Origin of the sequence: Kribbella sp. NBC_00709, assembly GCF_036226565.1 — a bacterium.
In the GTDB taxonomy this organism is placed as follows: Bacteria; Actinomycetota; Actinomycetes; order Propionibacteriales; family Kribbellaceae; genus Kribbella.
In genome coordinates this window covers 4760400-4786407 of the sequence record NZ_CP108996.1, presented here as the reverse complement: position 1 = coordinate 4786407, position 26008 = coordinate 4760400, and the positions used below count along the sequence as shown (strand labels likewise).

General features: G+C 68.2%; 34 protein-coding genes and 1 other RNA gene. 13 read left to right on the top strand and 22 right to left on the bottom strand.

Annotated elements, in window-relative coordinates; translation table 11 throughout:
* The first annotated feature begins 187 nt into the window (after positions 1-187).
* From OHA18_RS23555 to OHA18_RS23545, 3 genes are read left to right on the top strand one after another with little or no spacing between them, the layout of a single operon-like run.
* The gene (locus OHA18_RS23555; protein ID WP_328997437.1) at positions 188-1885 is read left to right on the top strand and encodes an FHA domain-containing protein; all 1698 of its coding nucleotides are present in this window, start codon (positions 188-190) and stop codon (positions 1883-1885) included.
* A 36-nt stretch (positions 1886-1921) separates the two neighbouring features.
* Positions 1922-2344: a MarR family winged helix-turn-helix transcriptional regulator gene (locus tag OHA18_RS23550; RefSeq protein ID WP_328997436.1), complete on the top strand. Its 423-nt coding sequence runs from the start codon at positions 1922-1924 to the stop codon at positions 2342-2344.
* Positions 2341-3531, top strand: a complete 1191-nt coding sequence (locus tag OHA18_RS23545; protein WP_328997435.1) for an epoxide hydrolase family protein — start codon at positions 2341-2343, stop codon at positions 3529-3531. The genes OHA18_RS23550 and OHA18_RS23545 overlap by 4 nt, the downstream gene beginning before the upstream one ends.
* A 104-nt stretch (positions 3532-3635) precedes the next feature.
* Here the strand turns inward: OHA18_RS23545 and OHA18_RS23540 are convergent, their stop codons facing one another.
* Positions 3636-4406 carry a helix-turn-helix domain-containing protein gene (locus tag OHA18_RS23540; RefSeq protein WP_328997434.1) on the bottom strand — a complete coding sequence of 257 codons (771 nt, stop codon included), beginning with the start codon at positions 4404-4406 and terminating at the stop codon, positions 3636-3638.
* Between the two features lie 77 nt (positions 4407-4483).
* On the opposite strand from OHA18_RS23540, the gene OHA18_RS23535 reads away from it, so the two are divergent.
* Positions 4484-4813: a nuclear transport factor 2 family protein gene (locus tag OHA18_RS23535; protein WP_328997433.1), complete on the top strand. Its 330-nt coding sequence runs from the start codon at positions 4484-4486 to the stop codon at positions 4811-4813.
* Between the two features lie 3 nt (positions 4814-4816).
* Here OHA18_RS23535 and OHA18_RS23530 read toward each other — a convergent pair whose 3' ends face one another.
* From OHA18_RS23530 to OHA18_RS23520, 3 genes are read right to left on the bottom strand one after another with little or no spacing between them, the layout of a single operon-like run.
* Positions 4817-5026 carry a hypothetical protein gene (locus OHA18_RS23530; protein ID WP_328997432.1) on the bottom strand — a complete coding sequence of 70 codons (210 nt, stop codon included), beginning with the start codon at positions 5024-5026 and terminating at the stop codon, positions 4817-4819.
* 23 nt (positions 5027-5049) lie between these two features.
* On the bottom strand, positions 5050-5481 hold the full coding sequence (locus tag OHA18_RS23525; protein WP_328997431.1) for a MarR family winged helix-turn-helix transcriptional regulator: 432 nt from the start codon (positions 5479-5481) through the stop codon (positions 5050-5052).
* Positions 5482-5512: 31 nt separating this feature from the next.
* The gene (locus OHA18_RS23520; RefSeq protein WP_328997430.1) at positions 5513-6358 is read right to left on the bottom strand and encodes an alpha/beta fold hydrolase; all 846 of its coding nucleotides are present in this window, start codon (positions 6356-6358) and stop codon (positions 5513-5515) included.
* A gap of 325 nt (positions 6359-6683) precedes the next feature.
* Between OHA18_RS23520 and OHA18_RS23515 the strand changes: the two genes are divergently transcribed.
* On the top strand, positions 6684-6935 hold the full coding sequence (locus OHA18_RS23515) for a hypothetical protein (protein WP_328997429.1): 252 nt from the start codon (positions 6684-6686) through the stop codon (positions 6933-6935).
* Positions 6936-7068: 133 nt separating this feature from the next.
* On the opposite strand, the gene ssrA is transcribed toward OHA18_RS23515, so the two are convergent.
* From ssrA to OHA18_RS23475, 8 genes are all read right to left on the bottom strand, one after another.
* Positions 7069-7444, bottom strand: a transfer-messenger RNA (tmRNA) gene (gene ssrA / locus OHA18_RS23510).
* Between the two features lie 50 nt (positions 7445-7494).
* Positions 7495-8073 carry a DUF1275 family protein gene (locus OHA18_RS23505; RefSeq protein WP_328997428.1) on the bottom strand — a complete coding sequence of 193 codons (579 nt, stop codon included), beginning with the start codon at positions 8071-8073 and terminating at the stop codon, positions 7495-7497.
* 16 nt (positions 8074-8089) lie between these two features.
* Positions 8090-8650, bottom strand: a complete 561-nt coding sequence (locus OHA18_RS23500; RefSeq protein ID WP_328997427.1) for a DUF1707 and DUF4870 domain-containing protein — start codon at positions 8648-8650, stop codon at positions 8090-8092.
* 73 nt (positions 8651-8723) lie between these two features.
* Complete coding sequence (smpB, locus tag OHA18_RS23495; RefSeq protein ID WP_328997426.1) at positions 8724-9197, bottom strand: SsrA-binding protein SmpB; 474 nt, start codon at positions 9195-9197, stop codon at positions 8724-8726.
* 21 nt (positions 9198-9218) lie between these two features.
* Complete coding sequence (locus tag OHA18_RS23490; RefSeq protein ID WP_328997425.1) at positions 9219-10673, bottom strand: M23 family metallopeptidase; 1455 nt, start codon at positions 10671-10673, stop codon at positions 9219-9221.
* A 93-nt stretch (positions 10674-10766) separates the two neighbouring features.
* Positions 10767-11678: a permease-like cell division protein FtsX gene (gene ftsX, locus OHA18_RS23485; RefSeq protein WP_328997424.1), complete on the bottom strand. Its 912-nt coding sequence runs from the start codon at positions 11676-11678 to the stop codon at positions 10767-10769.
* A 19-nt stretch (positions 11679-11697) separates the two neighbouring features.
* A complete protein-coding gene (gene ftsE / locus OHA18_RS23480; RefSeq protein ID WP_328997423.1) occupies positions 11698-12387 on the bottom strand; it encodes a cell division ATP-binding protein FtsE in 690 nt (229 codons plus the stop codon).
* A gap of 173 nt (positions 12388-12560) precedes the next feature.
* A complete protein-coding gene (locus OHA18_RS23475) occupies positions 12561-13610 on the bottom strand; it encodes a carbohydrate kinase family protein (protein WP_328997422.1) in 1050 nt (349 codons plus the stop codon).
* An 86-nt stretch (positions 13611-13696) separates the two neighbouring features.
* Between OHA18_RS23475 and OHA18_RS23470 the strand changes: the two genes are divergently transcribed.
* The 3 genes from OHA18_RS23470 (at position 13697) to OHA18_RS23460 (ending at position 15623) form a co-directional block, all read left to right on the top strand.
* On the top strand, positions 13697-14101 hold the full coding sequence (locus tag OHA18_RS23470; protein ID WP_328997421.1) for a hypothetical protein: 405 nt from the start codon (positions 13697-13699) through the stop codon (positions 14099-14101).
* Entirely contained in the window at positions 14094-14258 is a 165-nt protein-coding gene (locus OHA18_RS23465) for a hypothetical protein (RefSeq protein WP_328997420.1), read from the top strand. Before OHA18_RS23470 ends, OHA18_RS23465 begins: the two co-directional genes overlap by 8 nt.
* Positions 14259-14351: 93 nt before the next feature.
* The gene (locus OHA18_RS23460) at positions 14352-15623 is read left to right on the top strand and encodes an ABC transporter substrate-binding protein (protein ID WP_328997419.1); all 1272 of its coding nucleotides are present in this window, start codon (positions 14352-14354) and stop codon (positions 15621-15623) included.
* A 51-nt stretch (positions 15624-15674) separates the two neighbouring features.
* Here the strand turns inward: OHA18_RS23460 and OHA18_RS23455 are convergent, their stop codons facing one another.
* A complete protein-coding gene (locus tag OHA18_RS23455; protein WP_328997418.1) occupies positions 15675-15878 on the bottom strand; it encodes a cold-shock protein in 204 nt (67 codons plus the stop codon).
* 200 nt (positions 15879-16078) lie between these two features.
* Between OHA18_RS23455 and OHA18_RS23450 the strand changes: the two genes are divergently transcribed.
* Positions 16079-16495, top strand: coding sequence for a cytidine deaminase family protein (locus OHA18_RS23450; protein WP_328997417.1), 417 nt, complete (start codon positions 16079-16081; stop codon positions 16493-16495).
* Here OHA18_RS23450 and OHA18_RS23445 read toward each other — a convergent pair.
* Positions 16482-16814 carry a YciI family protein gene (locus OHA18_RS23445; RefSeq protein WP_328997416.1) on the bottom strand — a complete coding sequence of 111 codons (333 nt, stop codon included), beginning with the start codon at positions 16812-16814 and terminating at the stop codon, positions 16482-16484. The two genes, OHA18_RS23450 and OHA18_RS23445, sit on opposite strands and share 14 nt — an antisense overlap.
* Entirely contained in the window at positions 16811-17182 is a 372-nt protein-coding gene (locus tag OHA18_RS23440) for a VOC family protein (protein WP_328997415.1), read from the bottom strand. Before OHA18_RS23440 ends, OHA18_RS23445 begins: the two co-directional genes overlap by 4 nt.
* A gap of 29 nt (positions 17183-17211) precedes the next feature.
* Between OHA18_RS23440 and OHA18_RS23435 the strand changes: the two genes are divergently transcribed.
* Positions 17212-17748: a winged helix-turn-helix transcriptional regulator gene (locus OHA18_RS23435; protein WP_328997414.1), complete on the top strand. Its 537-nt coding sequence runs from the start codon at positions 17212-17214 to the stop codon at positions 17746-17748.
* Here the strand turns inward: OHA18_RS23435 and OHA18_RS23430 are convergent.
* From OHA18_RS23430 to OHA18_RS23410, 5 genes are all read right to left on the bottom strand, one after another.
* Entirely contained in the window at positions 17718-18710 is a 993-nt protein-coding gene (locus tag OHA18_RS23430) for a TIGR03842 family LLM class F420-dependent oxidoreductase (protein WP_328997413.1), read from the bottom strand. The two genes, OHA18_RS23435 and OHA18_RS23430, sit on opposite strands and share 31 nt — an antisense overlap.
* A 113-nt stretch (positions 18711-18823) precedes the next feature.
* Positions 18824-20230, bottom strand: coding sequence for a dihydropyrimidinase (gene hydA, locus OHA18_RS23425; RefSeq protein ID WP_328997412.1), 1407 nt, complete (start codon positions 20228-20230; stop codon positions 18824-18826).
* Between the two features lie 31 nt (positions 20231-20261).
* Positions 20262-21134 (bottom strand): nitrilase-related carbon-nitrogen hydrolase, encoded by an 873-nt coding sequence (locus OHA18_RS23420; RefSeq protein WP_442914326.1) that lies wholly within the window; start codon positions 21132-21134, stop codon positions 20262-20264.
* Positions 21135-21180: 46 nt separating this feature from the next.
* Complete coding sequence (locus tag OHA18_RS23415) at positions 21181-21858, bottom strand: PhzF family phenazine biosynthesis protein (RefSeq protein WP_328997410.1); 678 nt, start codon at positions 21856-21858, stop codon at positions 21181-21183.
* Positions 21859-21868: 10 nt separating this feature from the next.
* On the bottom strand, positions 21869-22063 hold the full coding sequence (locus OHA18_RS23410) for a hypothetical protein (protein ID WP_328997409.1): 195 nt from the start codon (positions 22061-22063) through the stop codon (positions 21869-21871).
* A gap of 84 nt (positions 22064-22147) precedes the next feature.
* On the opposite strand from OHA18_RS23410, the gene OHA18_RS23405 reads away from it, so the two are divergent.
* A complete protein-coding gene (locus OHA18_RS23405) occupies positions 22148-22579 on the top strand; it encodes an SRPBCC family protein (RefSeq protein WP_328997408.1) in 432 nt (143 codons plus the stop codon).
* On the top strand, positions 22554-23114 hold the full coding sequence (locus tag OHA18_RS23400) for a TetR/AcrR family transcriptional regulator (RefSeq protein WP_328997407.1): 561 nt from the start codon (positions 22554-22556) through the stop codon (positions 23112-23114). Before OHA18_RS23405 ends, OHA18_RS23400 begins: the two co-directional genes overlap by 26 nt.
* Here OHA18_RS23400 and OHA18_RS23395 read toward each other — a convergent pair.
* A complete protein-coding gene (locus OHA18_RS23395) occupies positions 23095-24279 on the bottom strand; it encodes a serpin family protein (RefSeq protein ID WP_328997406.1) in 1185 nt (394 codons plus the stop codon). The genes OHA18_RS23400 and OHA18_RS23395 overlap by 20 nt on opposite strands.
* A 166-nt stretch (positions 24280-24445) precedes the next feature.
* Here OHA18_RS23395 and OHA18_RS23390 point away from each other — a divergent pair, with 166 nt between their 5' ends.
* Entirely contained in the window at positions 24446-25096 is a 651-nt protein-coding gene (locus OHA18_RS23390) for a flavin reductase family protein (RefSeq protein ID WP_328997405.1), read from the top strand.
* Here OHA18_RS23390 and OHA18_RS23385 read toward each other — a convergent pair.
* Positions 25085-25987: an EamA family transporter gene (locus tag OHA18_RS23385; RefSeq protein WP_328997404.1), complete on the bottom strand. Its 903-nt coding sequence runs from the start codon at positions 25985-25987 to the stop codon at positions 25085-25087. The genes OHA18_RS23390 and OHA18_RS23385 overlap by 12 nt on opposite strands.
* Positions 25988-26008: the final 21 nt, after the last annotated feature.

Genomic DNA, 26008 nt, shown 5'->3' with positions numbered 1-26008 from the left:
CGATTTCCGGGGACCGGGCGAAGTGGCGTGAGGGGGCTGTCGCGGAGCGTGGCGGTGGAGGACTGCCGGTGGTCTGGGGCCGGTGTGGATGGCAGAATCGCGCAGACGGGTTGGCTGCCGCGGGGGTGCGCGACGCCCCGGGGCGGCCCGACGGATCGCGATCAGGATGACGCCGGCTGGGGTGTGAGTGGAAACCGAATTCGTGCTGTCGCTCGGCGAGCAGAGCTGGACGCTGCCGGCCGGGAGCGACACGTTCACCATCGGCCGCGCCTCCAACGCCGACATCCGGCTGCAGGCGGACGACCAGATCTCCCGGATCCACGCCCGCCTCGCCCGCGACGGCGCCACCTGGACCCTCCACGACGAGTCCCGCAACGGCACCGGCCTCAACGGCCGCCGCATCACCGCGCCCACCCCCCTCACCACCGGCGACCGCATCCACATCGGCCGCTCCGTCCTCACCTTCCACAAATCCACCCACCCCGACCCGGTCTCCCCCCACCCCGAGGACACCCACGCAGCAGACCCCCAGCCGGGCGCCCATGCCGCCGAACCCGCTCTAGCTCAACCTCCGGTGAGCCCGCCGCCCGCTCAGCCCTCGGCGAGCGCGGCGCCCGCCTCGCATGGATATGCGCCCGCTGAGCCGGCCGCCGAAGACCCGCCTTCGCCTCCCGCCGCGGCATTCCCGCCTGGCGAGGAGGTGTGGCGGGCCGACTCCCCGGCATTCCCGCCTGCTGAGGAGGTGCGGCCGGGCGACGATGGCGCTGGTGGTGAGGAGTACCGCGAGCCGGCGTACCAGGGGGACGAGTATGAGCCTGCTGGGTATGGGCCTAGCGGGATGGTGCCGGGGTTCGACGTGGAGGACGGTGCAGGGCGCGGGGACGGGGGCAGCTGGGCGGCGTACCCGTCCGCCGACAACCCGGAGCCGGTCCGTTCGCCGTGGGAGATTTCGGCGCGGATCGAGCAGTCGGAGCCGAACTGGAACGCGTCGGACAGCTGGCCGGCCTCGAGCCGCGGCGAACCGGACCAACGCCCACCCGGCCCGAACCAGCCCGCGGGCCACCCGAGCGCGGATCGCCGCACCGGCGGGGACAGGCGTGCGGGCGCGGACCGGCATGCAGGCGCGGAGCGGTTGCCGGCGGCGGATCGGTTGGCGGCGGCGGAGCGGCGTACGGCGGGCTTCGAGGGGGACGGCGAGCAGAGCGAGGCCGTCGGGACCGTGCGGCTGCCGCGGGTGCTGATCGTGGCGGCGGGCGTGATCCTGCTCGGACTGATCGTGAACCTGATCGTCACCTTCCTCACCGACGGACCGGGCGGGGAGCTGCGCTGGTTGGTGCCGCCGGGCATCGCGCTCGTGGTGGCGATGGTGCTGGCGCTGCTCGACGCGGCCGCGCCGAAGTACCACCGGCCGGGCCGCCTCGACGTCTCGATCCTGGTCGCGATCGCGGTCGTACTCGCCGGCGTCGGCATCGGCGGGTTCGCCGTGACCGCGGGCGCGGAGTACGTCGGCGGCTACCTGACCGGCAACGAATCCGGTGCGGACCGGCTGGTCAAGCCCGTTGCGAAGCCGTCCGCGGCGATCACCATGACGGTCGAGAACGTCACGTACACGAGCCACTTCACCCGCGTCGAGGTGCAGCTCGCCAACGCCGCCAAGGAACCCGTCACCATCCCGATCGCCGGTACGACGTTCACCGCCGCCGACGGCACCACGCTGCGCGCGGACACCGGTCGCAGCAGCTGGCCGGACCGGGTCGCGGCCGGCGGCGCCGAGCACGGCACGATCACGTTCAAGGGCCACCTCCCGGACAGCGCGGACACGGCCGTGCTCACCTTCAAGTCCGGCGGCACCACGTTCGCCATCGCTGTTGCCCTCAGCAACTGACTTGTACATACATCGAAAATTGATATAGTCGTCGGCATGGACGTCGACCGGCTGACGACGGTGATCGAGGACTTCAACACGATCTTCATCCGGCTGCCGTCCGTCCGGAGATTCAACTTCTCGACCCTGTCCGTGCTGCACACGCTCGACCGCAACGGCCCACTGCGACTGACCGATCTGCTCCCCACGGAGCAGCTGAAGCAGCCCGCCCTGACCAGCCTGGTCGCAAAGCTCGAGCAGGACGGCCTCCTCCAACGCCGCCCCGATCCCAGCGACGGCCGGGCCAGCCTGATCTCCCTGACCAGCGCCGGCCAGGAGATCGTCCACTCCCGGCACGCGCACCGGGTCGCGAAACTGACCGCACTCGTCGACCAGCTGAGCCCCGAAGAGCGTGCCGTGCTCGCGGGCTCCGTCGACGTACTCCACCGCCTGACCGAGCTCGCCGAGGACACACCATGATTCCCTCCCCCATCCACGTATCCGACGAGGTTCTCGACGACCTCCGCCGGCGCCTCGCCGCCACGAAATGGCCGCGCGACGACGGCAACCACGACGGCTACTACGGCGTACGTCGTTCCCGCCTGCAACCGCTCGTCGAGTACTGGGCCGACGGCTTCGACTGGCGCGCCGCGGAGCGGGCGATCAACGCGTACGACCACTACCGGGTCGAGGTGGACGGCGTACCGGTGCACTTCATGCACAAGCCCGGCGTCGGTCCGCGGCCGATCCCGCTGATCCTGAGCCACGGCTGGCCGTGGACGTTCTGGCACTGGTCGAAGGTGATCGACCCGCTCGCCGACCCGGCGTCGTACGGCGGCGATCCCGCGGACGCGTTCGACGTGATCGTCCCGTCGCTGCCCGGGTTCGGGTTCTCGACGCCGACCCGCGAGGACATGAACTTCTGGAAGATCGCCGACGTGTGGCACGAACTGATGACGGGGGTCCTCGGGCACCCGAAGTACGGCGCGGCCGGGTGCGACGTCGGCGCGCTGGTGACGGGGCAGCTCGGGCACAAGTACGCCGATGAGCTGTACGGGATGCACATCGGCTCGGCGCTGAAACTGGACTTCTTCAACGGCGACCGCGGATGGGACCTCAGCGGCGGCAACCCGATCCCACCCGGACTGCCGCCGGAGATCCACGCCCGGATCCTCGAGCTCGAGCACCGTTTCGCGTCCCACCTGGCCGTGCACGTCCTGGACCCGAGCACGCTCGGTTTCGGTCTCGCCGATTCGCCCGCCGGCATGCTCGCGTGGATCCTGGAACGCTGGCAGAAGTGGGCCGAGAGCGACAAGGCGTTCACCGACGACGATCTGCTCACCCACGCGACGATCTACTGGGCCGGCAACGCGATCGACACCTCGATCCGGACGTACTCCAACAACAACCGCTACCCGTGGACGCCGTCGCACGACCGCACCCCGGCGATCGAAGCTCCCACCGGTATCACGTTCGTCGGCCACGAGGACCCGCCCGGCGTCCACACCCCGCAGGAACGCGTCGACAACTTCCTCGCCGGCGACCGCGCCCCTTGGTACAACCACGTCAACATCACCGCCCACCCCAACGGCGGCCACTTCATCCCCTGGGAACTCCCCACCGAGTGGACCGACGACCTCCGCCGCACCTTCCGCGACCTGCGCTGACGTACCTAAGAACGGGTAGTAGTGGCCTGAACGGCCCTCAGATGCAGCCGTTCAGGCGGGGCGGACAGCGGAATCCCGGACTACTACCTGTTCTTCGGTACGCATCAGGTGCGGCGGAAGTAGTTCATTGTGGTTGCGTCGGCTGGGAGGTAGGTCTCGATCGCTATCTCCTCGAGGGTGATGTCGAATGCGGTGCCGAACGTCGTGATGGCGTTGAGGAAGGTGAGGTCGGTGCCGCGGTGGCGGATGCGGATGGTGAGGGCGATGTCGGCGGGATCCGGTGGGGTGTTGTCGACCGGGCCGAAGGCAACCAGTTCGTCGTACAGCTGATGGAGCTCCGGATCGCCGGAGGCGGCGGCCTGGCGGGCGAGGCGCGGCAGCAGGTACCCGCGGACCTGTTGCAGATTGATGATCCGCGACGCGAGGCCGTCGGGGTGCAGGCCGAGGCGCATCAGGTTGATCGGCGTCCCGAGCAGCTTCGGGTCCACGCCGGCCAGGAATGCCATGAACGAATCGTTGGCGAGCAGCAGGTTCCAGCGGCGATCGACGGCGAGGGCCGGGTACGGCGTGTGCGCGCGGACGAACTGTTCGAGGGCCGCGCGCACCCGCGTCATGTCCGGATCGTCGAGCGGCGTCTGCCGGTACGCCGGTGCATGTCCGGCCGCGACCAGCAACCGGTTGCGTTCCCGCAGCGGCACCCCGAGCTGCTCGGCGAGATGGAGCACCATCGCACTGCTCGGAATCGTCCGCCCGGTCTCGACGAAGCTCACGTGCCGGGGCGACACGTCCGCCTGGATCGCGAGATCGAGCTGACTCAGCTTCCGCCGCCGGCGCCACTCTCGCAGGAGTTCGCCGACCGGTCTGTCTTCGCTCACCCTTCGAGTATCGCGGGCCCGGCAACTACAAGGGATGTAATCGACAACGCGACCGCAGCGGGCTCATCGTCGTCGGCATGACGATCAAGGAACTCACCCTGCACGCGTTCCAGGAGTTTGCCAACGGCAACCTCGAACCGCTCCGTCCGCTCCTGCACGAGAACTTCGTCGAGCACAGCCCCGGCAACCCGTCCGGCCGCGACGCCTTCATCGACTTCATCGCCCGGGCCCCGGTCGCCGGAGCCGAACTCGACCTCCGGCGCGTCATCGCCGACGACACCCACGTGGTCGTGCATTACCTGATGACGACCGCTGAGACGAGCCAGGCAGTCGTCGACATCTGGCGCTTCGAAGGCGAGCAGATCGTCGAGCACTGGGATGTCGTCCAAACCGTGCCGGAGATCTAGCAGTCAGTGGTGGTCGGCCAGCCGCGGGTGGTCGCGCCAGGCCGGCATCGTCGCCATGTAGGCGAGGGTGTCGGCCTCGATCTTCTCGCGCGGCTCGCCCGGGTGCCGGCGCTCCTGCCAGGACACCATCGACGCGAAGCGGGTGTCGAAGTCCTGAAGATTGCCGTCGGCATCGACGCAGTGGGCGCAGTACCGGCCGCTCTCGATCGGCATGCTGCAGCTCTCGCAGCTAGTGGTCATTGTTTCTGCTCCGTTCGGATCAGCTCGGACAGGGTGGTGAGCAGCGCGGCCCGATCGCCGGGGGACAGCTGAGCGAACGACTCGGCCAGCGTGGCCACGCTCAGTACGTCGCGATCGGCACGCAGTACGTCGAAGCCCTCCGGCGACAGCCACACCAGCGTGCGGCGCCGGTCCTGCGGATCACGCTCACGCTCCAGCACGCCTTTGGACTCGAGCTGGGTCACGATGTCGCTGACGACGGACTGCGCACGGTCCAGGTGCAGCGCGATGTCGCCGACGGTCAGCGGCCCGGTCTGCGAGAGGTGCTGCAGAACGGCCCGGCTCGCGCCGGACATCTCGTTCCGCTTGCCGTCCCGCCGGTGAAACCGCAGGTACGTCTCGCGGAAGAGATCAGCGAACGCCTGTGCGTCCTGTTCGGCCGTGCTCACACAGAGAATGTCCACCGCGGCCGATCCATCGTCAATCCCGATGGATCGGCACCCGTTCGCCGGCCGGGTGGATGCCGTACTCCGCCGAGTCGTGGTCGACGTACCCGTGGCGTTCCCCGCGGACCAGGTGGAGACGGATCTGCTGGGCGATGTCGTCGGGAGCGTTCACGTCCGGGGCGTTGTGGTCGAGGCCGGGGAGGATCGAGTACTCGGCGCTCGGGAGGATCGTCGCGAGTTGCGGGAGCACTCCGGTCAGGTACGCGGGCGACTTCTCACCACCGAGGAGAAGGGTCCGCGCCGCGATCCCGGCGTACCGGCTGCCGTCGGAGTCGAGCCGTGCGATCTCACCGATCTCGGCCGGCGTCGTCGGCATCATGTCGCGCGTCTCCCGCCCGCCGGAGCCCCGCAGCATCAGGAAAGAGATTGCCGTGAGCAACGGCGCGGCCCGGAACGGCAACAGTCCGGTCCCTTTGAGGAACGTCGCCATCGCCGCCACCTGCCGCCCACCGCCCAGCTGCTCGGTGAACGCATCCAGCCAACTCGCATCGAACGACCCACCGATGCTGACCCCCGGCTCGTACGCGATCAGCGCATCCAACGGCTCCCGCATCCCCACATGAAGCGCGATCAGCCCGCCATAACTGTGCCCGAACACCACCCGGGCCCCTGTGTGCTCCATCACCGCAAGCACGTCGTCAGCCTCGGTCTCCACGCTGTACGCCGTACCACGCGGCGCGCTGGCCCCACGCCCCCGCCGCTCGACCACATGCACCGCATGAACCCCAGCCAGTCCTCGCGCCAGCCGCTCGTAGTGATGAGCCCGCCGATTGTTCCCCGGCACCACCACCACGCCAGGCCCAGCGCCCGTACTGGACACCTCAACCCCACCAACCAACCCCCGCCGCCACACTTCTGAACGCCCCATCCCCACCCCTCCCTGGATCACACCCCTACCATCCCCAACACCACTGGCACACCCCTGTCTTCCCACTGACACGAGATCAGCTTGATCGGCTGACCCATTCAGCCTCGGCCCGATCCACCGCACCACGGATCCGTGCGACCTCGTCACTCCCTGTGGTTGATAGCGTGACTATGGCCTCGCGCGTCCCGAGCGCCTCCAGAGCAGTAACGCCTGCCGGCCGGACCGCGATGACCACTCCGAGGGGCAATCGATACCCCCTCGGGACGAGGGGGACATCATGGGCAGCGTCGACGGACTGAATCTCGCCGGGACCGCAATGAACACGCGCAAGACGGCAAAGCTGATCGGCGCCGCGAACCTGCAGCAGGGTCAACTGCTCGCCGCGCAACTGGACCTGCTCGGCGTAGTCGCCAACGAACTGGCGAGGTCGAACCAACTGGCCGAGGAAGCCAACCAGCACGCCATCGCCCTGGTCAACGAGCAGATCCGCACCAACCAACTACTCCAGGCGCTCCTCACCAAGCAATAGCCCAGAAGCGGGTCCGTGCGCAGGTTCGGACTGCCCGGCCGGTCCGCACGTTGACCGCAGAAAGTGGTCGTTGCGTGGTCGTAGACGACAGAACGCGCAGGTCAGATGGGATCTGACCTGCGCGTACTCACAGGGGTGGAGGTGGCGGGAATCGAACCCGCGTCCTTCGGCGGGGTTTCAAGACTTCTCCGGGCGCAGTCTGAATGGCGCTTTTCTCAGCCCCAGCGTTTGTACAGACATCTCGCTGACAGGCTCAGTCACTGTAAATGTCCCGTGTTAACCCCGTGACCGGGCTAACACAGCAAGCTTCCTAGCTGAGGCCAGGAACCGGGTCGGAAGCATCCCCGGGCTGACCGCTACTTTAGTGCTCGGCCGTCAGGCGGCGAGAGCGTAGCTAGTGCGCTGTGAATTGGCACTTATTGGTTTCCAGAGATCGTTAACGAGATAACCCTGGATCCTCGGCCCGCTTCGCTTGGAACCAACGTCCAAAGTCGAAACCGTTCACCCCCTGTTGAGTTGTCAAACTCCCACCTCCCCGGAGGGCGGTGGAAGATCCACACTACCAAGTCCAACAGCCGAACCGCACCTGACATTCCGCGGCGCTCAGTCCGCGGGCGCCACCAGGAAGATCACGGCGGCGCAAGCGACGACCGCACCGGCCAGCGCGATCACCCAGCCGACGGTCGAGCGCAGCAGCAAGGCCCCGACCGCAGCCCCGGCCAGCATGGCCGCGATGGACCCCAGCCGGCGGTACGGCGACGCTGAGCGCCCGTGCCCCAGCACGCTGTCCGCGGCCAACCCGGTCAAGGGTCAGCGTCAGCACCGTGGTCGTCATGTCACGCGGCGCCACATGCCGTACGGTCGCGTTCTGCAGCCCGAAGCAGGCCGCGAGCGCGGCGATCAGCAGGTACGACGTCCCGCCCGACTCCCGGAGTACGCCGGGGCCGACGAGCAGCGCACACATCCACAGCACCACCGCCTGCGCCACCGCGAACCCGAGGAAGACCACGTTCCCCGTCATGTTCGCGACGAAGGTGTGCCCGAGCTTCAGGTAGCTGACCGCATCGATCAACCCGGTCGCGGCGGTCAACCCCAGGAACGCCCCGACCTCCCACCGCACCCCGACCGGAACGCTCACGCAGAAAGCGTAGGACCTACTTGATCAGGCGGAGTGTGAACGGGTAGTTGAACTTGCCTGTGGCTGCGGTGGCCAGGCCGCCGATGCCGGTCAGGAGGAACCAGAGGATCCCGAGGATCGGGAACAGGAACCCGGTGAAGCCGTGGGTGAACCCGGTCAGGATGCCGAGGGCCGCGAAGGCGCCGAACGCGGTCAGCTGGAAGTTCAGGGCTTCGACAGCGTGCCGGCGTACGGCGGGGTTCTTCTGGCCGGTGGTGGCGACCACGATGGCCGGGCCGACGAAGAAGGTCGGGTAGCCGAGCCAGTGCGCGACCGTGCCCATCCCCCGCCCGTCACCCTGATAGCGCTGGATCGGCGCCGGACGGGTGAAGGCGGCGGGCGCGTACGTCGGGACCGGCCGCGAGACCAGTCCGTCGAACGTGCCGTTCAGCTCGGCCCGGGTGCGGGATTTCAGGGCCTTCTCGAGCCGGAGGTCGAACTCCATGTGGTCGAGCCGGCCGTCGGCGTACATCTCTTTCAGGATCTCGACTGCGCGGTCCCGTTGGGCCGGCGTCACCAGCAGGTCTGAAGTGGACATGCTTCCACTCTGCGTCCCGGCGGCCGCTCACCCCATCGGGTTCAGCCCGGAGCAGCCCCTGAGCGAACCCCAGTCAGTGACGGCGCCGGTCGGACAGCGCGCGCTGCGCCTCCCGGTCGGCCTGGCGCTCGGCCAGGGCGTGCCGCTTGTCGTAGTCCTTCTTACCGCGCCCGGTCGCGAGCTCGACCTTCGCGTACCCGTCCTTGAAGTACAGCGACAGCGGGATCAGCGAGACCCCCTGCTGCTCGACCGCGCGAATCATCTTCTGCACCTCGTCCTTGTGCAGCAGCAACTTGCGGGTCCGGCGTGGCTCATGGTTGGTCCAGGTGCCGTGCTTGTACTCCGGGATGTGCATGCCCTGCAGCCACAGCTCGTTGCCCCGGACGGCGGCGAACGCGTCGACGAGGGAGGCCCGGCCTTGCCGCAGGGACTTGACCTCGGTCCCGGTCAGCACCAGCCCGGCCTCCACCACGTCTTCGATGTGGTAGTCGTGTCGCGCCTTCCGGTTCTGCGCGATCGGCTTCTGCTGGCCGGTCTGTTTCACCATCCGACCAGTATCTCAGACTCGTCAGAGCCACTTCATCGGATTAACGACGCTGCCGTCCTGGTAGACCATGAAGTGCAGATGGCAGCCGGTGGAGTAGCCGGTCGTCCCCGACCAGGCGATGATCTCGCCTCTGCGGACCCGCTCGCCGACATGGGCCTTGTACCGCGACAAGTGGTTGTAGACGGTCGTGATCGAACGGCCGTCCATCACTCCGTGTGAGACGAACAGCCGGTTTCCATAACCGCCGTTGTAGTACTTGTCCGTCACCACCCCATCGGCCGCCGCGCGCACCGGAGTACCACAAGGTGCGCGGAAGTCGGTGCCGTCGTGCAGCTTCCAGTAGTGCAGGACCGGGTGGAACCGCATCCCGTACGGCGAGGTGATGTAACTGCTGACGGGGTAGCTCAGCCGCCCGTCACCGGGGCTGCCCGGGTCGTCCGGGACGTTCCGCGGCGGCCGGTGCTCCTTGCGCGCCTTCTCCCGCTCGGCCTTCTCGGCGGCAGCCTTCCGGCGCGCGGCCGCAGCCTTCTCGGCCTTCGCCCGCGCGATCAGCAACTGCTCGACCCGGGCCCGCTCGCGCAGCAGCGAGTTGTACTGCGCCAGCTCGGTGTTCTTCTCCTTCTCGGCGGCCTTGAACGCGGTCAGCTTGACCTTCGCGACCGCCGCGGCCTCGGCCTTGTCGGCCGCGACCTGCTTGGTCAGCTCGGTGACCCGCTGGACCGTCGCCGCCGCCTCGGCCTTGGCTGCCTCGGAGGTCTTCTCCGCGGCAGCGACCTTGACCCGCCGGCTGGCGAGCTCGGCCTGCGCATTGTTCAGGTTGGTGATCGCGTTGCTCTGGATGCCGAACACATTGCGCTGGATCTGCATCCCGGTGGCGATGTCGGCGGGCGCGGCGCCGCGGAGCGCGATCGACAACCCGACCAGGCTGTTCTGCTGCTGGTACGCCGACCGTACGGCGCGACCGGCGACGGCCCGCTTCTCGGCGATCAGCTTCTCGCCGGCCTCGACATCGGCCACCGCCGTACGCAACGCCGCCTCGGCCGCGGCAAGCTTGCCCGCGGCAACGGCATCGGCGGCCTTCGCGGCGGCCAGCTGGCCCTGCGCGGCGGCGTACCGGACCTGGACGGCCTGGTACTTCGTCTCGGCCTGGTTGTACGCGGCAACGGACTTGCCGAGTTGGTCGGACGCGTCGTCGAGATCGGCCTTCTGCTGACCGAGCTGCGCGTCGAGCTGCTTCTTCTTGGCGGCTGGATCCGGCGGTTTCGCCTCCACGGCCTCCGCGGAGGGCGCAGCCGGAACCGCCGCCAGGACTCCGGCGGACAGGGACAGGACAAGGCAGCAAGCGGCAACCACCGTCTGCCGGCCCGGCGGTCGCGTGCGTGATCGCTGGTACGGCGGGGTGGCGGTGCCGGTGCTGTCGTCTCGCTTGATGCTCCCCCGCTCACGCGGGTTCGCACCGGGGAAGTGCGGGACCACAGGTCGACCCCTTGCTCTGGATGAAGTTGTGCGGTACAGGAGTTACTTCTGTGACTTCTGTGACTCCTGATACTGCACGATAGGTCACCCGGGTCAGACTTTGAGGTATTTCCGCGTCGTCAGGAATGTCGGGATGACCGCGAGGATCAGGCCGACCACGACCATGATCAGCGTGGCGCGGAACGTTTCGGCGGCTCCGACCCACTGCCAGACCCGGAACGTCTCCTGGGCCCGCTGCATGACCACGAAGTACACCCCGACCCACAGGGTGCCGCAGGCAAAGACCGCGCCCACCAGGGCGGCCAGCACCGCTTCGAGCAGGAACGGTAGCTGGATATAGAAGTTCGAGGCGCCGACCAGACGCATGATGCCTATCTCACGTCTCCGCGCGTACGCCGCCAACCGGATCGTGTTGGAGATCTGCATCAGGGCCGCGACGAGCAGCAGTCCGGCCGAGATCAGCGCGCCGACCTGCAACCCGTTCAGGGCCTTGAACAACGGATCGAGGTACTGCCGCAGGTCCTGGACGGTGTCGACACCGGGCAGGCCGCTGACCGCACTGACCAGGTTCTGATAGCGCTGTGGATCCTTCAGCTTGACCCGGAAGGACTCCTGCATCTGGTCCTGGGTGACCGTGCTGACGATCGGCGAGTCCTTGTAGAGCTTCTTGAACGACTCGAACGCTTCCTGCTTCGACTCCGAGAAGACGCCGTCGGGCGCGGTGTCGGGGTTGGTCTGGATGACCTGCTGGATCCGGTTCTTCTGCTCCTGGGTCACCTCGGTACCGCTGCAGCCGCGGCCGCCGGAGTCCTTGGTGCAGAGGAACACCGAGATCTGGATCTTGTCGTACCAGTTCCCCTTCATCAGGTCGACCTGCTCGCGGGCGAGCAGCGCGCTGCCGAACAGCGACAGCGAGACCCAGATGGTGACGACGACCGCGATCGTCATCGACATGTTCCGCCGCAGGCCGATGCCGAGGTCGGAGAGGATGTAGTTCAAGCGCATCAGTCAGTCAGTCCCCTGGTCAGTGCTGGTAGCCGTAGACGCCGCGCGACTCGTCGCGGACGACGTGGCCGTTCTCCAGCTCGATCACGCGCTTGCGCATCTGGTCCACGATCGACACGTCGTGGGTGGCCATCACCACGGTCGTCCCGGTGCGGTTGATCCGGTCCAGCAGCTTCATGATGCCGACCGACGTACCGGGGTCCAGGTTTCCGGTCGGCTCGTCGGCGATCAGGATCATCGGCCGGTTCACGAACGCGCGGGCGATCGCCACCCGCTGCTGCTCACCGCCGGACAGCTCGTCCGGGAGCCGGTCCTCCTTGCCGTCCAGACCGACCAGCTCGAGCACCTCCGGGACCGTCTTGCGGATGTGCGAGCGCGGCTTGCCGATCACCTGCAGCGCGAACGCCACGTTCTCGGAGACGGTCTTGTTCGGCAGCAGCCGGAAGTCCTGGAACACGGTTCCGATCTGGCGGCGCATCTGCGGGATCCGCCAGCTCGCCAGCCGGTTCAGATCCTTGCCGGCGACCATGATGTGGCCCTTGGTCGTCCGGTGCTCACGCAGGACCAGGCGAAGGAACGTCGACTTGCCGGACCCGGAGGTGCCGACCAGGAAGACGAACTCGCCCTTCTCGATCTCGACGTTGACGTTCAGCAGAGCGGCCCTGGACTGGCCCTCGTACGTCTTGGACACATTCTCGAAGCGGATCACGGGTTCATCCGGCCGTGGTCGGGAACAGGAAGCGGCGCGACGGTAACCACGAAGTGCACCGTACGCCACCGGAGCGGCCGGCGATCAGTCTAGGCGTTCCCGGGCGTGCCGCCGACCAGGCCTACCGGTCCGTCCGCCCGCGTCCGATACCCGGCGCGTTTGAAACAGGTGTATCAGGCGTCCGACTGGCGCGCGATGGTCGCGGACGCCCGCCGCACGATCGGGACCGGGCCCGCGGGGAGGACGTCGCCGATGAACGTGTAGTGCTCGAGGATGGCCGGGTCGACATCGCCGGGCCGGTGCCGGCTGTGGTCGCGGACCCAGTCGATGATGTCGCCCCAGCCGGGCGCAGCGAGCGAGCCGCCGAAATGCTGGACCGACAGCCCGGCACAGAGGTTGCCGAACGCGAGCCGGTGCGCCAGCGGCCAACCGCGGAGCGTGCCGAGGACGAGGGACGCCAGGAAGACGTCACCGGCGCCGGTCGGGTCGTACGAGCGCACCGGCAGCGCCGGCACCTGCTCCTCCTCGCCGGTGGTCGAGTCGATCGCGAGTACGCCGTCCGCGCCGTTCGTCACCACGGCGAGCGGGACCCGGTCGGCCAGCTTGTGCAGGGCGGCCTTCGGCGTGTCGGTCCGGGTGTAGGCCATCGCCTCGGTCGCGTTCGGGGTGAACGCGTAGAAACCTTCGAGTACGTCGAGAACGGCCGGCGACCACTCGTCGGTCGGATCCCACCCGACATCGCCGAACAGCAGCGCACCGGACTGCCGCGCCTCGACCGTCCACCCGGGCAGCTCGTCGGCGACCGGCACGATCGCGGAGCGGGTCTTCAGACCGGGACCGACCAGTTTGCTCGGGTCACCCGGAGCCTCGTGGGCGTGCGTGACCATCGCCCGGTCCCGGTCGATCGACATCGAGACCGTGACGGGCGAGTGCCAGTGGCCGATCCGGCGCGAGTGGGACAGGTCCACACCCTCCTGGTCGGCCAGGGTCCGCCAGCAGAAGTCGGCGTACACGTCGTCACCGAAGACCGCGGCCAGACCGCTCCGCAGGCCGAGCCGGGCGGCCGCGATCGCGAAGTTCGCGACCCCGCCGGGGCACGAGCCCATGCCTTCGGCGAAGATCTCGGTCCCGGTGGTGGGAGCCGTCTCCAGTCCGGTCATCACGATGTCGTAGAACACCGTCCCTTGTACGAACACGTCGTACATCTCGAGTTCGTCGGTCACGGTGACACCGCTCCTTGTCATCCTGGGTCAGCTCTGTCGGTGGCGGGTGGAATGCTCCTTCGTAACATCATCGGCCGGTCAACACCATGCAATTGGGAGGCGCGTACGTGATCCCCACCTGGATCTCGATCGTGGGTGTCGTGATGACGGTGCTCAGTCCGCTGCTCGCGCTCGGCGGCGTCTTCCTCGGGTCGTACCTGGTCCGCAAGTCCGACCGCGAGCTCGACACCTGGCGGCACCGCGAGGAGACGATGCGGATGGTCCGGTGGGCGGTCGAGCAGATCCTCGACGGCGAGGACGACGCGGGCACGGACGCCGGCGTGGTGACGCTCCGCTCACTGATGCGGTCGGAGCTGTTACAGCCCGAGGACTACGACCTGGTCGCCGCGCTGACTGCCGCGGTAGCGATCGACCGGGTCGGTGCGGCCGCGTACGCTGATATTGCGGATGCGGATATCGAGGTCGTCGAGGGAGACAGTGACCATGGCTGAGAAGAAGACCGTGAAGGTCTCCCGCCAGGCCGTCGAGCTGGCCCGGTTGCACGTCGAGGCCGCGCGGAAGGCGGGCCGTAAGCCCGATGCCGGCGTCGCCCGGATCGCGGGCGCCCGGCCGGACAACGGCGCGGGTGCTGCGCCGGCTCCTGCCTGATCCCTGGAATTACCGTCTCGGAAGCCCTGCCATCGACGTAGGGTCAGCAGATGCGCACGGGCTGTGGGACCGTGCGGGACTGGAGACGGCGTGATGAGCGGTGGGATCAGCAGGCGGCGGGTGCTGGGGTTCGGCGCCGGGCTGGCGGCGATGGCTGTGGCCGGGTGTGGGTCCAACAGCGGGCGGCCTTCGGGCGGCAGCAGTGGGGACAAGCCGGCGCTGCAGCAGTGGTACCACCAGTACGGCGAAGCGGGCACGCAGCAGGCGGTGGAGAAGTACGCGAAGGCCTACCCGGACGCGACCGTGACGGTCCAGTGGTCGCCGGGTGACTACGAGAAGAAGGCCTCGACCGCGCTGCTGACCAACCAGGGTCCGGACACCTTCGAGTACCCGAACGGCCCGACGATCGACATGGTCAAGGGCGGGCAGGTCACCGACCTGACCGACCTGCTGGGTGACGCCAAGGACGACTTCAACGCCGCGCTGGTCGAGCGGATGTCGTACCAGGGCAAGCTGTACGCGATCCCGCAGGTGATCGACATGCAGCTGCTCGTGTACCGCAAGAGCATGCTGACCGCGGCCGGCGTACAGCCGCCGCAGACGGTGGACGAGCTGCTGGCTGCCGCGAAGAAGCTGACGAACGACAAGGTCAAGGGCCTCTTCGTCGGCAACGACGGCGGTGTCGGGGTGCTCGGCGGTCCGGCGCTGTGGTCCGCCGGCCTGGACTACCTGACCGCGGACAACCAGTTCGGGTTCGACGACCCGCTGGCGGCCGAATCGCTGGGGAAGCTGCGCGAGCTGTGGACCTCCAAGGTTCTGTTGCTCGGGGCACCGACCGACTGGTCCGACCCGGCCGCGTTCACGCAGGGCCTGACCGCGATGCAGTTCACCGGTCTGTGGACCCTGCCGGTGATCGAGAAGGCGTTGCCGGGTGACTACGGCGTACTCCCCTGGCCGAAGCTCAATGCGACCACCGGCGAGGCGAGCGTGCCGGTCGGCGCGTACGGCGCCTGTGTGAACGCGAAGTCGAAGAACATCGACGCAGCGAAGAAGTACGTCAAGTGGCTGTGGGTCGACCAGACCGACGACCAACTCGACTTCGCGCAGTCGTACGGCTTCCACGTCCCGGCGCGCAAGAGCCTGGCCGGCAAGGCGGACAAGCTGAAATCCGGCCCGGCGGCGGATGCGGTCAAGCTGCTCAACGAGAACGGCCGCCCGCAGAACCCCATGCTCTGGTCACCGAAGGCGAGTACGGCGTACTCCGACGCGCTGAACCGGATCATCCGCAGCGGAGCGGACCCCGCCGCCGAGATCAAGAAGGTCAGGACCGTCACCGAGGCCGAACTGAAACGCATCGCCGGCTGAGGAACGGCAGCGGCCCCTCACCAACCGGTGAGGGGCCGCTGTGAGTCAGGCTCAGACGACCTTGACGTTCTCCGCCTGCTGGCCCTTCGGGCCCTGCACGACGTCGAACTCGACGCGCTGGTTCTCGTCGAGGCTACGGAAGCCGTCGGTCTGGATGGTGGAGTAGTGGACGAACACGTCCGCGCCACCGCCATCGACGGTGATGAAGCCGAAACCCTTGTCGGCGTTGAACCATTTCACAGTTCCCTGTGCCATGTTGATGCTCCTTTGTCGGAGATGGGGGCGCACCGCGGTCGCGGCGGGCCCGGCGTCGTCGCACCGGCGCGGCACACCATCTCTCGCAAGGAAAGATCGAGATAAACCACAGCTACTGAAACTAGACCTACTACATCCAACCACGCTTCGGCCCGAAATGTTCCATCCGTCGCGGCGGCGGGCGTGGCAGGGTAGGCGCCATGCTCTCCCTGCAACCACTGACCGACGACGACCGCGAGCTGATCGAGCTGGCCCGCCGGACGGTCGACGCGAACACCGACGGAGCCGACGGCGTCCACACGATGGGCGCCGCGGTGCGCGGCGTCGACGGCCGGATGTACGCCGGCATCAACCTGTACCACTTCACCGGCGGGCCCTGCGCCGAGCTGGTCGCCCTCGGCCGCGCCCGCGCGGACGGCGCCCGCGAGCTGACCACGATCGTGGCTGTAGGCAACGAAGGACGTGGCGTCGTCGGCCCGTGCGGCCGCGACCGGCAGGTCCTGATCGACTACCACCCGGGCATCCGCGTCATCCTGCCGACGGAGGACGGCCCCAGGTCGGTTCTTGCCACCGACCTGCTCCCGGGCGCCTACCGCTGGACGCCTAACCCAGACTGATCTCGCCCTCGCGGAACCACCACGTCAGCACCTCGGCCTCGAGCATGCCCGCCTGCACCGCCGGATCCTCCGCCGCGTGCTTGCGGGCCTCGTCGATGCCGACCCGGTACACGCACAAACCCCGCAGTACCTGGTCGTCGTGGTCGCGGAACGGACCGGCCGCGCCCATCACTCCCGTGGCCCGCTTGCCATCGAGAAAGTCGAGGTGCGCCTGCTGGATCCGGTCCGCCTCGTCGTCGGCGAAGTCCGGCGGATCGGCCGGCCGACGGAGCAGGACCAGCGTCAGGCTCTCCATGCCCGGGCGTGGCGGCGTACTCACACCAGCCTCTGCGCGAGCATGAAGGCGTTGCCGTCCGGGTCGTAGAACGTGGCGAGGCGGACCTCGTCGGCGATCTGCCGGGTCTCGCCGTCGAAGCGGGTGCCCAGCGACTCCAGATGCTCGCGTGACTTGTCGATGTCGCGGACGCCGAAGGTGACCACGACACCGCCGTCGGTCTTCGGCTCCTCGACCTGGCCGAGCCCGATCGAGATACCGGGCAACGGCGTACTCAACTCGGCCCAGCCCCAGGACTCCAGCCGGTGCACGACCTCGAAGCCGAGCGCCTGCTCGTACCACTGCACGGCGCGCTCCAGGTCGGAAACGTCCAGCGCGCAGACCGCGCGCCCGTCGTACTCGATCCCACCCATAGTCTTGTTTTTATACTAAGCTTACTTTCGTGTCAACGCTTGCCCGCCTGGTTCATTTCCGTTGGGCCGTCCCGGTGCTGGCCGAGTTGCACCGCGGCCACGGCGGGCGGTTCGTGAACCTCAGCCACACCTTGGGCGTGAGCCGCGAGTCGCTGCGGCGGACGCTGGCATTCCTGACCGAGAGCGGGCTGATCCAGCGCAATCCGGGCAAGGGGCATCCGCTGCGACCGGAGTACCTGTTGACCGATCCACAGCTCGGCGCGTTCGCCGCGGTACTCACGGAGCTGCTGGCGGATCTGGGCGTGACCGACGTGGGGTTGAAGAAGTGGTCACTCCCAACGCTCACGCTGCTGGTCGACGAACGGCGCTTCTCCGAGATCCGTCGCGCCCTACCGGACGTGACGCCCCGCGCCCTGACGCTGACCCTGAAGGACCTCGAGTCATCCGGCCTGATCACCCGAACCGTCACCGAGGACTACCCACCCGCAACCGTCTACACCGCGACACCCCCAGGCCAACAACTGGCCCGCGCGGCTCAGAAGGTGGGGATGATGTCCTTGCCGTAGGCGGCGAGGGTTTCTTCCTTGGCGTCGTGTTGGAGGTAGAGGGCGAACTGGTCTACGCCGAGGGCTTTCAGTTCGTTGAGGCGGGTGAGGTGGTTCTCTACCGGGCCGAGGATGCAGAAGCGGTCGACGACCTCGTCGGGGACGAAAGCGGTGTGGGTGTTGCCGGCGCGGCCGTGTTCCGCGTAGTCGTAGCTTTTGCGGCCCTCGATGTAGTCGGTGAGGGCCTGCGGTACGGCGCCACTCGATCCGTAGCGCTCCACGATGTCGGCGACATGGTTGCCGACCATCCCGCCGAACCAGCGGGTCTGCTCGCGCTGGTGCTCCAGGTCGTCCCCGACGTACGCCGGCGCCGCGACGCAGAACTTGATCGCCATCGGATCGCGGCCCGCCTGCTCGGCAGCCCGCCGTACCGCGGTGATCATCCAGTCGGCGATGTCGGGATCCGCCAGCTGCAGGATGTAGCCGTCACCGACTTCCCCGGTCGCGGCCAACGCGCGCGGGCCGTACGCCGCGACCCAGACGTCGAGGGCCCCGTTGTCGACCCAGGCGAACTTCAGCTGCTGGCCGCGGTACTCGACCGTCTCACCGCGGGCCAGGGCCCGGACCACCTCGACGCACTGCTTCATCTCGGCGATCGTGCCCGGCTTCGCGCCGAGCGTCCGCAGCGCGGAGTCGCCGCGGCCGATCCCGCAGATCGTCCGGTTCCCGAACATCTCGTTCAGCGTGGCGAACTGGGACGCGATCACGGTCCAGTCCCGCGTGCCCGGGTTCGTCACCATCGGACCGACGATCACCCGCTGGGTGCTCGCCAGGATCTGGCTGTAGATGACGAACGGCTCCTGCCACAGCAGATGCGAGTCGAACGTCCACACGTAGTCGAACCCGGCGTCCTCCGCCTTCCGGGCCAGCTCCACGACCGTGGACGCGGGCGGATCACACTGGAACACCACACCGAAGTCCACGGTCTCCCCCTTAGGTTGAGTCTGATGGTCACACGCCGTAGCGAGCAGGTGCTCAGGGCGGCGAGGTGCCGTGCCGAGTGCCGCGCAGTAGGCGTGTGACCATCAGACTCAACCTAGATCAGATAAGACGACAGGCCGCGCTTGAGGAACTTGCCGCGGCCCTTGCGGCCATGGTAGTTGCCGTCGGCCACGATCACCTCGCCACGGGAGATCACTGTGCCCACCCGGCCCTGGATCTCGACCCCTTCGTACGCCGAGTAGTCCATGTTCATGTGGTGCGTCTCGACCCCGATCCGCGTCGTACCGTTCGGGTCGTAGATCACCAGGTCGGCGTCGGAGCCCGGCTGGACGATCCCCTTCTGCGGATACAGCCCGAACATCCGGGCCGGGGTGGTCGCGATCGTCTCCACCCAGCGCTCGAGCGAGATGTTGCCGTCGACAACGCCCTGGAAGATCAGGTCGACGCGATGCTCGACCCCGCCGATGCCGTTCGGGATCTTGGAGAAGTCGCCGATCCCCATTTCCTTCTGATCCTTCATGCAGAACGGGCAGTGGTCGGTCGACACGATCGCCAGATCGTTGCTCCTGAGGCCCTTCCACAGGTCGCGAGCGTGCGACTCGTGCTTGCTCCGCAGCGGCGTCGAGCAGACCCACTTGGCGCCTTCGAACCCGGGCGCCCCGAGCTGGTCCTCCAAGGTCAGATAGAGGTACTGCGGGCACGTCTCCGCGAACACGTTGCGACCGAGATCCCGGGCCTCGGCGACCTTGGCCAGCGCCTGACTCGCGGACAGGTGGACGATGTACAGCGGGCAGTCCTGCGCGACCTCGGCCAGCGCGATGGCGCGGTTGGTGGCCTCCGCCTCCAACGCGGCGGGACGCGTGATGCCGTGGTAGATCGGGTCGGTCTCGCCGCGTTCCAGCGCCTGCTGGACGAGGACGTCGATCGCGATGCCGTTCTCCGCGTGCATCATGATCATCGCGCCGTTCGCCCGCGCGGTCTGCATCGCCCGCAGGATCTGGCCGTCGTCGGAGTAGAAGACGCCCGGGTAGGCCATGAACAGCTTGAAGCTGGTGATGCCCTCGTCGGCGACCAGCTGGTCCATCGCCTTCAGCGCGTCGGTGTCGACGCCGCCGAGGATCATGTGGAACGCGTAGTCGATGTGGCACTCGCCCTCGGTCTTGGCATGCCACGCCGCGAGTCCGTCCTGCACCACCTCGCCGGTGCGCTGGATCGCGAAGTCGATGATCGTCGTGGTCCCGCCGTACGCCGCGGCGCGGGTGCCGGTGTCGAACGTGTCGCTGGCCGACGTACCACCGAACGGCATCTCCATGTGCGTGTGCGCGTCGATCCCGCCCGGGATCACATACTTGCCGGAGGCATCGATCACCTCGTTGGCGGTGATCGCCGGCGTGAACGACGGGTCGAGCACGGCGACGATCTTCTCGCCCTCGACCAGCACGTCCGCGACCCGGGTCCCGGTCGGTCCGACGACAGTTCCACCCTTGACCAGCAAAGACATCCAGGCCACTCCCCTTTGAGCGGTTGCGGTTCTACGGTTTGGTCAGGTCGCCGTACGCGTCGGGGCGGCGGTCACGGTAGAACTGCCAGCGGTCCCGGACCGTGTCCAGCAGGCCGAGGTCCAGGTCGCGGACGACCAGTTCCGGATCGTGGTCATGCCCGACGTCGCCGACGAACTTGCCTTCCGGGTCGACGAAGTACGACGTGCCGTAGAAGTCGTTGTCGCCGAACTCGGACTCGATGCCGACCCGGTTGATCGCCCCGATGAAGTACTCGTTCGCGACCGCACTCGCGGGCTGCTCCAGCTTCCACAGGTACGCCGAGAGTCCACGACTCGTCGCGGACGGGTTGAAGACGATCTTGGCGCCGGCCAGGCCGAGCGCCCGCCAGCCCTCCGGGAAGTGCCGGTCGTAGCAGATGTACACGCCGATCCGCCCGACCGCAGTGTCGAAGATCGGGTACCCGAGGTTGCCCGGACGGAAGTAGAACTTCTCCCAGAAGCCCTTCACCTGCGGGATGTGGTTCTTCCGGTACTTGCCCAGGTAGGTGCCGTCGGCATCGATCACGGCCGCGGTGTTGTACAGCACACCCGGCTGCTCCTGCTCGTACATCGGGAGCACCATCACCATCCCGAGCTCCTGCGCCAGCGCGGCGAACCGCTCGGTCGTCGGTCCCGGCACGGACTCGGCGTACTCGTAGTACTCGGCGTCCTGCTTCTGACAGAAGTACGGCCCGTAGAACAGCTCCTGGAAACAGATCACTTTCGCACCGGCCGCGGCCGCCTGCCGCGCATAGTCCTCGTGCGCCTTGATCATGGACTCTTTGTCACCCGTCCACGACGTCTGGACAAGCGCCGCCCTGACAACCTCCGCCACAAGGACCTCCCCGGGTAGCCGAGCCCCCATGCTCTATCCGTTGCGTACCAACCGTCAACGGATGCCGGGATCGGGGTCAGATCGTGATGGTGCGGCGGCTCCTGATCCGGACGCGGCCGCCTGCGGTGGCGTGGGTCGGGGGTTCGTGGGTGGTGTAGAGGTGGGAGCCGACGCCCTGGAGGACGTGGAGGTCGCGGGCCAGTTGGGCGGTCAGCTGGGTGACGGCGGAGCCGGTGGCCTCGTCTTCGGTGACGCCCATGGCGGGGGCGAAGGCTCGGGCTCGGATGATGCCGCGGGGCTCGTCCTGCCAGGACCACAGGTAGGTGTGGCCGGCGTCGTACAACGTGGGGTCCGCGGCGAGGACTGCCTCGGGTGAGTCGAGGTGGTGCCACTCCCAGGTGCTGCCCCAGGTGGTGTCGGCGCGGACGGAGAAGAGGTCGTCGCTGCGGGTGACGGGGATGGCGCCGGCGGGGACGTGGAGGGTGTCGACCGGGTGGCCGGTGGCGTGGAGCCAGGCGGCGGCGCCGACGGTGGGATGGCCCGCGAAGGGCATCTCGCCGGTGGCGGAGTAGATGCGGAGCGTGCCGGTCGCGGCGTCGTCGACGTACACGGTCTCGCTGTAGCCGAGCTCGGCGGCGACTCGCTGCCGGTCCATGGGTGCGACGAGGCTGCCGTCGACGATGCCCAGGGGGTTGCCGAACCGGCCGTCCGGGTCGGTGAAGACGTGGACGACCTCGACGGGCAGAGCGGTCAAGACAGTTCGGTCAGAGAACGGCGATGGCGGCGATCACCGCGATCAGCAGCACGGCGGCACCGATGACGGCGAGCACGCGGCCGTTGATCTTGGGATCACGGGTTGTCTCGGTCGCACCCTCGTTGACGAAGGCGCGGAACATCTGCGTGTTCGCACCCGGGTCCTGCTCGTTCTCCACGTTCGGGGGGACGTTCTGGTCAGCCATGGCCCAAGACCCTACCTGCCGCCGGTGGCGGGCAGGCAGACCGCCCGTCGAAGCCTCACACAGACCTGATGTACCATTTGGTACATGCGCTTCGATCATTCCAGCACGATCCAGGCTTCGCCAGAGCGGGTCTGGGAGGTTTTCAGTGACGTCGAGCGGTGGCCCGAGTGGACCCCGACCGTCGACTCCGTGGAGCGGCTCGACGCGGGCCGGATCCACATCGGCGCCCGCACCCGGATCCGCCAGCCCAAGCTCCCGGTCGCCGTCTGGGAGGTGACCGAGCTCAAGGACGGCGAGTACTTCGAATGGACCTCGAAGGCCCCCGGGATCAGGACCACCGGTGGCCACCGGGTGATCAGGACGCCGGAAGGTACGGTGGCGACCGCGACGATCATCCAGGAAGGTCCCCTCGGCTGGCTCTTCGGCAGGCTGTACGCGGGCCTGACCAAGCGCTACATCGCCACCGAGACCCAGAAACTGAAGGAAGTCAGTGAGTCGGGAAAGCCTGCTAGCTGACGCCGTCGAGCATTTCGCGAAGAACGGGATCGGCGACGCCAGCCTGCGCAGTATCGCCACCTCGGTCGGCAGCAGTCACCGGATGCTGATCTACCACTTCGGCTCGCGCGAAGGGCTGCTCGCCGAGGTGGTCCGCACGGTCGAGCAGCAGCAGCGCGACCTGCTGGCCGAGGTGCTCGCGACCGACCTCCCGGTCGCCGAGCAGAACGAGCTGTTCTGGCGCCGGGTGACCGAGGCAGCGCTGATCTACGGCCCGCTGTTCTTCGAGCTCAGCGCGCACGCGATGCAGGACCTGCCGCATACCGAGTCCCTGAAGGCGGACCTGATCAACGTCTGGCTGCCGCCGTTGATCGAGCTCTGCCTCCGCGCGGGTCTCCCGGCGGACGAAGCACCGGCGTACGCGCGGCTCGGTCTGGCGGCGTCCCGCGGCCTGCTGTTCGATCTGTTGCTGACCGGCGACCGCGCGGGCGTCGACGAGGCGTCCGCGCTGCTCAACCGGCTGTTCAATCCCGCGGTCAGTCCCCCGGCTCAGTAGGCGTCGCGACCCAGCCGGCGACGATCGGCAGCCGCGATTCCCGCAGTACGGCGGTGAACGCGAACGGCCGGTCCAGCGCAACGTCGAGCCGGCGCTGCTTCGTGGTGATCATCGCGGCGCGGGTCATCGCCATCGCGGTCACCGCCGCGGCCTCGAACCCGGTCGCGAAGAACCGCGCGAGTACCTTCTGCTTCGCCTGCCCGAGCCGCAGCGGCGTCGGACTGAGCGCGCTGAAGTGCCCGTGATCACCGGGGTCCGAGGTGACGGTGGTCAACCCGAACAACTCCTGCGACTGCAGCAGATCGTGCTCGACCTCGACCCTGAACGACGGCAACGCGACCTTCAGATCCGGCCGCGCCGAAGTCGTCTGCCCGATCCGCACCCCTGGCGCAACCTCGGACCCGGGCTCCCCCTGGTCGATCAATGCCCGGCCTGACACGCCACCGTCAGGTTGAGCGACGGCGTCCAGCAGTCCGGCGAGCACGTCGGCCTGCTGGGTCTGCGGCTGCGCGATCCCGAGCAGCACGTCTACATCGGCGTCGCCTGCCACCGTGGCGACGGTGAGCCACGCGGCCGACGGATGCTCATACCGCCGCACGGCATCCAAGTCGGAGTCGACGCGCTCCAGCCAGTGCCACGAACCTGCCCACGGGCCGTTCGGCACGTGACGCACCTGCTCAGTGAAGGGGCGGACCCAGGTGGTGCGCAGCAACAGGGCCGACGCGAGCACGAGGAGTACGTCGGAATCGATCTCGAGCGGCATCTCCCGGATCAGGTCGTCGGTGTGCTCGGCGGCCCACGCGTCGAGCTTCGGCTTGTCCACGGACGGGTTGCCGGTCAGCATGCCGACGAGCGGCGCAGGCATCACGGCATCGAACGACTCCGCGAGCTTCAGCTGCTCGCTCACCCAGACTCCGAGCGCGGCGTGCAGGTCGGCGGATCCTTCGATCGCCTCGATCAGCCGGACCGCGTCGGTCGAACCGGTCGCCGCGTCCACCCCCGCGGCCGCGGCGAGCTCGCTTCGTCCGGGCTCGTCCGCGCCAGAGGCCAGCAGGGCGAGCAGCGGCCACAGCCCGAGCCCGGACACAACGGTGTTGCCCGCCGGCAGGCTCCGGGCCCAGCGGCTGGTGAGGTCGTTCACTGCGCGCACCACGTCGGCGTCCATACCTCCACACTGCCACGCCGGTGGATGTCGCGCGGATCTCCAGGCCATCACAATCGCCCGATCGTGGCGCGGCCCCGCGTACGACGGCCAGGAGCCGGCGATTGTGATGGCCTGGGGATCCGCACCACCACCCTCACACGTCCGCGCCCCGCACCGTTCCCTACGTATGAAGCGAACTGTGGAGCCCAAGGTTCTGTACTTCGGTACGCCGGTTGTCCTGATCAGCTCACTCAACCCGGACGGGAGCACGAACCTCGCACCGATGTCGTCGGCGTGGTGGCTCGGGTACACCGCGATGCTCGGGATGGGGACGAGCGCGCAGACCGTGAAGAACCTCGTCGAGCGGCCGGAGATCGTCCTCAACCTGGTCGAGCCGGACATGGTCGCCGCACTCGACCGGATCGCCTTGCTGACCGGGTCGCAGGAGATGTCCGACGCGAAGCGGGCGCGCGGGTACCGGTACGAGCCGGACAAGTTCGCGGCCGGCGGGCTCACGCGCGAGCCGAGCGAGCTGTCCGGCCTGGACTCCGTCGCCGAGAGCCCGATCAACCTCGAGGGCCGGATCGTGGCGATCAACGGGATCGGCGGGCCGGACTCGCACCTGTGCGCCTTGGAGATGAAGGTCGAGCGGGTCCATGTTCGCGAGGACCTGCTGATGAGCAACGACCGCTACATCGACCCGCTGCGCTGGGATCCGCTGATCATGAAGTTCACCGAGTACTTCGCCGGCGGCAGCCCGGCGTACGCGTCGTCGCTCGCGCGCGGCTGGCAGATGCCGCCGATGCCGGTCCCGGCGCCGGTCGGGTCAGGCGACTGAAGTCAGCTCCGGGTCGCTGGACTCCGCCACTCGCGGGGTCCGGCGCCGGATGACCGTGCAGGCCATGCCGCCGATCACGAGCACCGCGGCGATCCCCTGCTGCAGTCCGACCGCCTCGCCCCGCAGTACCCACGCGGCGGACATCCCGACGATCGGCACCAGCAGCGAGAAGGGCGCGACCGTGCTGGCGTCGTACTGCCGGAGCAGGTAACCCCAGACGCCGAAGCCGAACAGGGTGGCCGCGAAGGCGAGGTACGCGATCGAGCCGATGCCGCTGAGGTCGATGTCGCGGAGCGCGTCGACGTCCGCGCGTGGTCCCTCGGTGAGCAGCGACAGGATCAGCAGCGGTACGACGGCGACCGCGCTGACCCAGACCATGAAGCGCAGCGTGTCCGGCGGCTTGGCGTACCGGGTGATCGTGTTGGACACACCCCAGAAGCCGGCCGCGACGATCACCAGCACCAGGGCGCCGACCGGGGCCGAGAGCTTGCGGTCGAGCACGATCAGCGCGATCCCGATACAGGCGATCACGATGCCGGCGAGCTGGGCCGGCCGCGGCCGCTCCCGCAGTACGGCGATCGCGAACAGGACCGTGAAGATCACCTGCGCCTGCAGCACCAGCGACGACAGCCCGGCCGGTACGCCGTGATCCATCGCGATGAACAGCAGGCCGAACTTCGCCACCCCGAGCGCGAGGCCGACGCCGACGACGTACCGCCAGGGCACGCGGGGTTTGCCGAGCACGAAGATCGCCGGTACGGCGGCGAAGAAAAACCGGAGCGCAGACAGCAGGAGCGGCGGCATGCCCTCCAGGCCGACCTCGATGATGACGAAGTTGATGCCCCAGACAACGACGACGGCGAGGGCGAGGAGCAGGTCACGAGGCTTCATACCGTCCAGTCTGGGTGACGG

Excerpts from the sequence above, each read along its gene's own strand:
- OHA18_RS23550 (WP_328997436.1), top strand. The coding sequence starts at position 1,922 with ATGGACGTCGACCGGCTGACGACGGTGATCGAGGACTTCAACACGATC.
- OHA18_RS23545 (WP_328997435.1), top strand. The coding sequence starts at position 2,341 with ATGATTCCCTCCCCCATCCACGTATCCGACGAGGTTCTCGACGACCTC.
- OHA18_RS23535 (WP_328997433.1), top strand. The coding sequence starts at position 4,484 with ATGACGATCAAGGAACTCACCCTGCACGCGTTCCAGGAGTTTGCCAAC.
- OHA18_RS23530 (WP_328997432.1), bottom strand. The coding sequence starts at position 5,026 with ATGCCGATCGAGAGCGGCCGGTACTGCGCCCACTGCGTCGATGCCGAC.
- OHA18_RS23515 (WP_328997429.1), top strand. The coding sequence starts at position 6,684 with ATGGGCAGCGTCGACGGACTGAATCTCGCCGGGACCGCAATGAACACG.
- OHA18_RS23500 (WP_328997427.1), bottom strand. The coding sequence starts at position 8,650 with ATGTCCACTTCAGACCTGCTGGTGACGCCGGCCCAACGGGACCGCGCA.
- smpB (WP_328997426.1), bottom strand. The coding sequence starts at position 9,197 with ATGGTGAAACAGACCGGCCAGCAGAAGCCGATCGCGCAGAACCGGAAG.
- ftsX (WP_328997424.1), bottom strand. The coding sequence starts at position 11,678 with ATGCGCTTGAACTACATCCTCTCCGACCTCGGCATCGGCCTGCGGCGG.
- OHA18_RS23470 (WP_328997421.1), top strand. The coding sequence starts at position 13,697 with ATGCAATTGGGAGGCGCGTACGTGATCCCCACCTGGATCTCGATCGTG.
- OHA18_RS23465 (WP_328997420.1), top strand. The coding sequence starts at position 14,094 with ATGGCTGAGAAGAAGACCGTGAAGGTCTCCCGCCAGGCCGTCGAGCTG.
- OHA18_RS23460 (WP_328997419.1), top strand. The coding sequence starts at position 14,352 with ATGAGCGGTGGGATCAGCAGGCGGCGGGTGCTGGGGTTCGGCGCCGGG.
- OHA18_RS23455 (WP_328997418.1), bottom strand. The coding sequence starts at position 15,878 with ATGGCACAGGGAACTGTGAAATGGTTCAACGCCGACAAGGGTTTCGGC.
- OHA18_RS23450 (WP_328997417.1), top strand. The coding sequence starts at position 16,079 with ATGCTCTCCCTGCAACCACTGACCGACGACGACCGCGAGCTGATCGAG.
- OHA18_RS23440 (WP_328997415.1), bottom strand. The coding sequence starts at position 17,182 with ATGGGTGGGATCGAGTACGACGGGCGCGCGGTCTGCGCGCTGGACGTT.
- hydA (WP_328997412.1), bottom strand. The coding sequence starts at position 20,230 with ATGTCTTTGCTGGTCAAGGGTGGAACTGTCGTCGGACCGACCGGGACC.
- OHA18_RS23420 (WP_442914326.1), bottom strand. The coding sequence starts at position 21,134 with ATGGGGGCTCGGCTACCCGGGGAGGTCCTTGTGGCGGAGGTTGTCAGG.
- OHA18_RS23410 (WP_328997409.1), bottom strand. The coding sequence starts at position 22,063 with ATGGCTGACCAGAACGTCCCCCCGAACGTGGAGAACGAGCAGGACCCG.
- OHA18_RS23405 (WP_328997408.1), top strand. The coding sequence starts at position 22,148 with ATGCGCTTCGATCATTCCAGCACGATCCAGGCTTCGCCAGAGCGGGTC.
- OHA18_RS23395 (WP_328997406.1), bottom strand. The coding sequence starts at position 24,279 with ATGGACGCCGACGTGGTGCGCGCAGTGAACGACCTCACCAGCCGCTGG.
- OHA18_RS23390 (WP_328997405.1), top strand. The coding sequence starts at position 24,446 with ATGAAGCGAACTGTGGAGCCCAAGGTTCTGTACTTCGGTACGCCGGTT.
- OHA18_RS23385 (WP_328997404.1), bottom strand. The coding sequence starts at position 25,987 with ATGAAGCCTCGTGACCTGCTCCTCGCCCTCGCCGTCGTCGTTGTCTGG.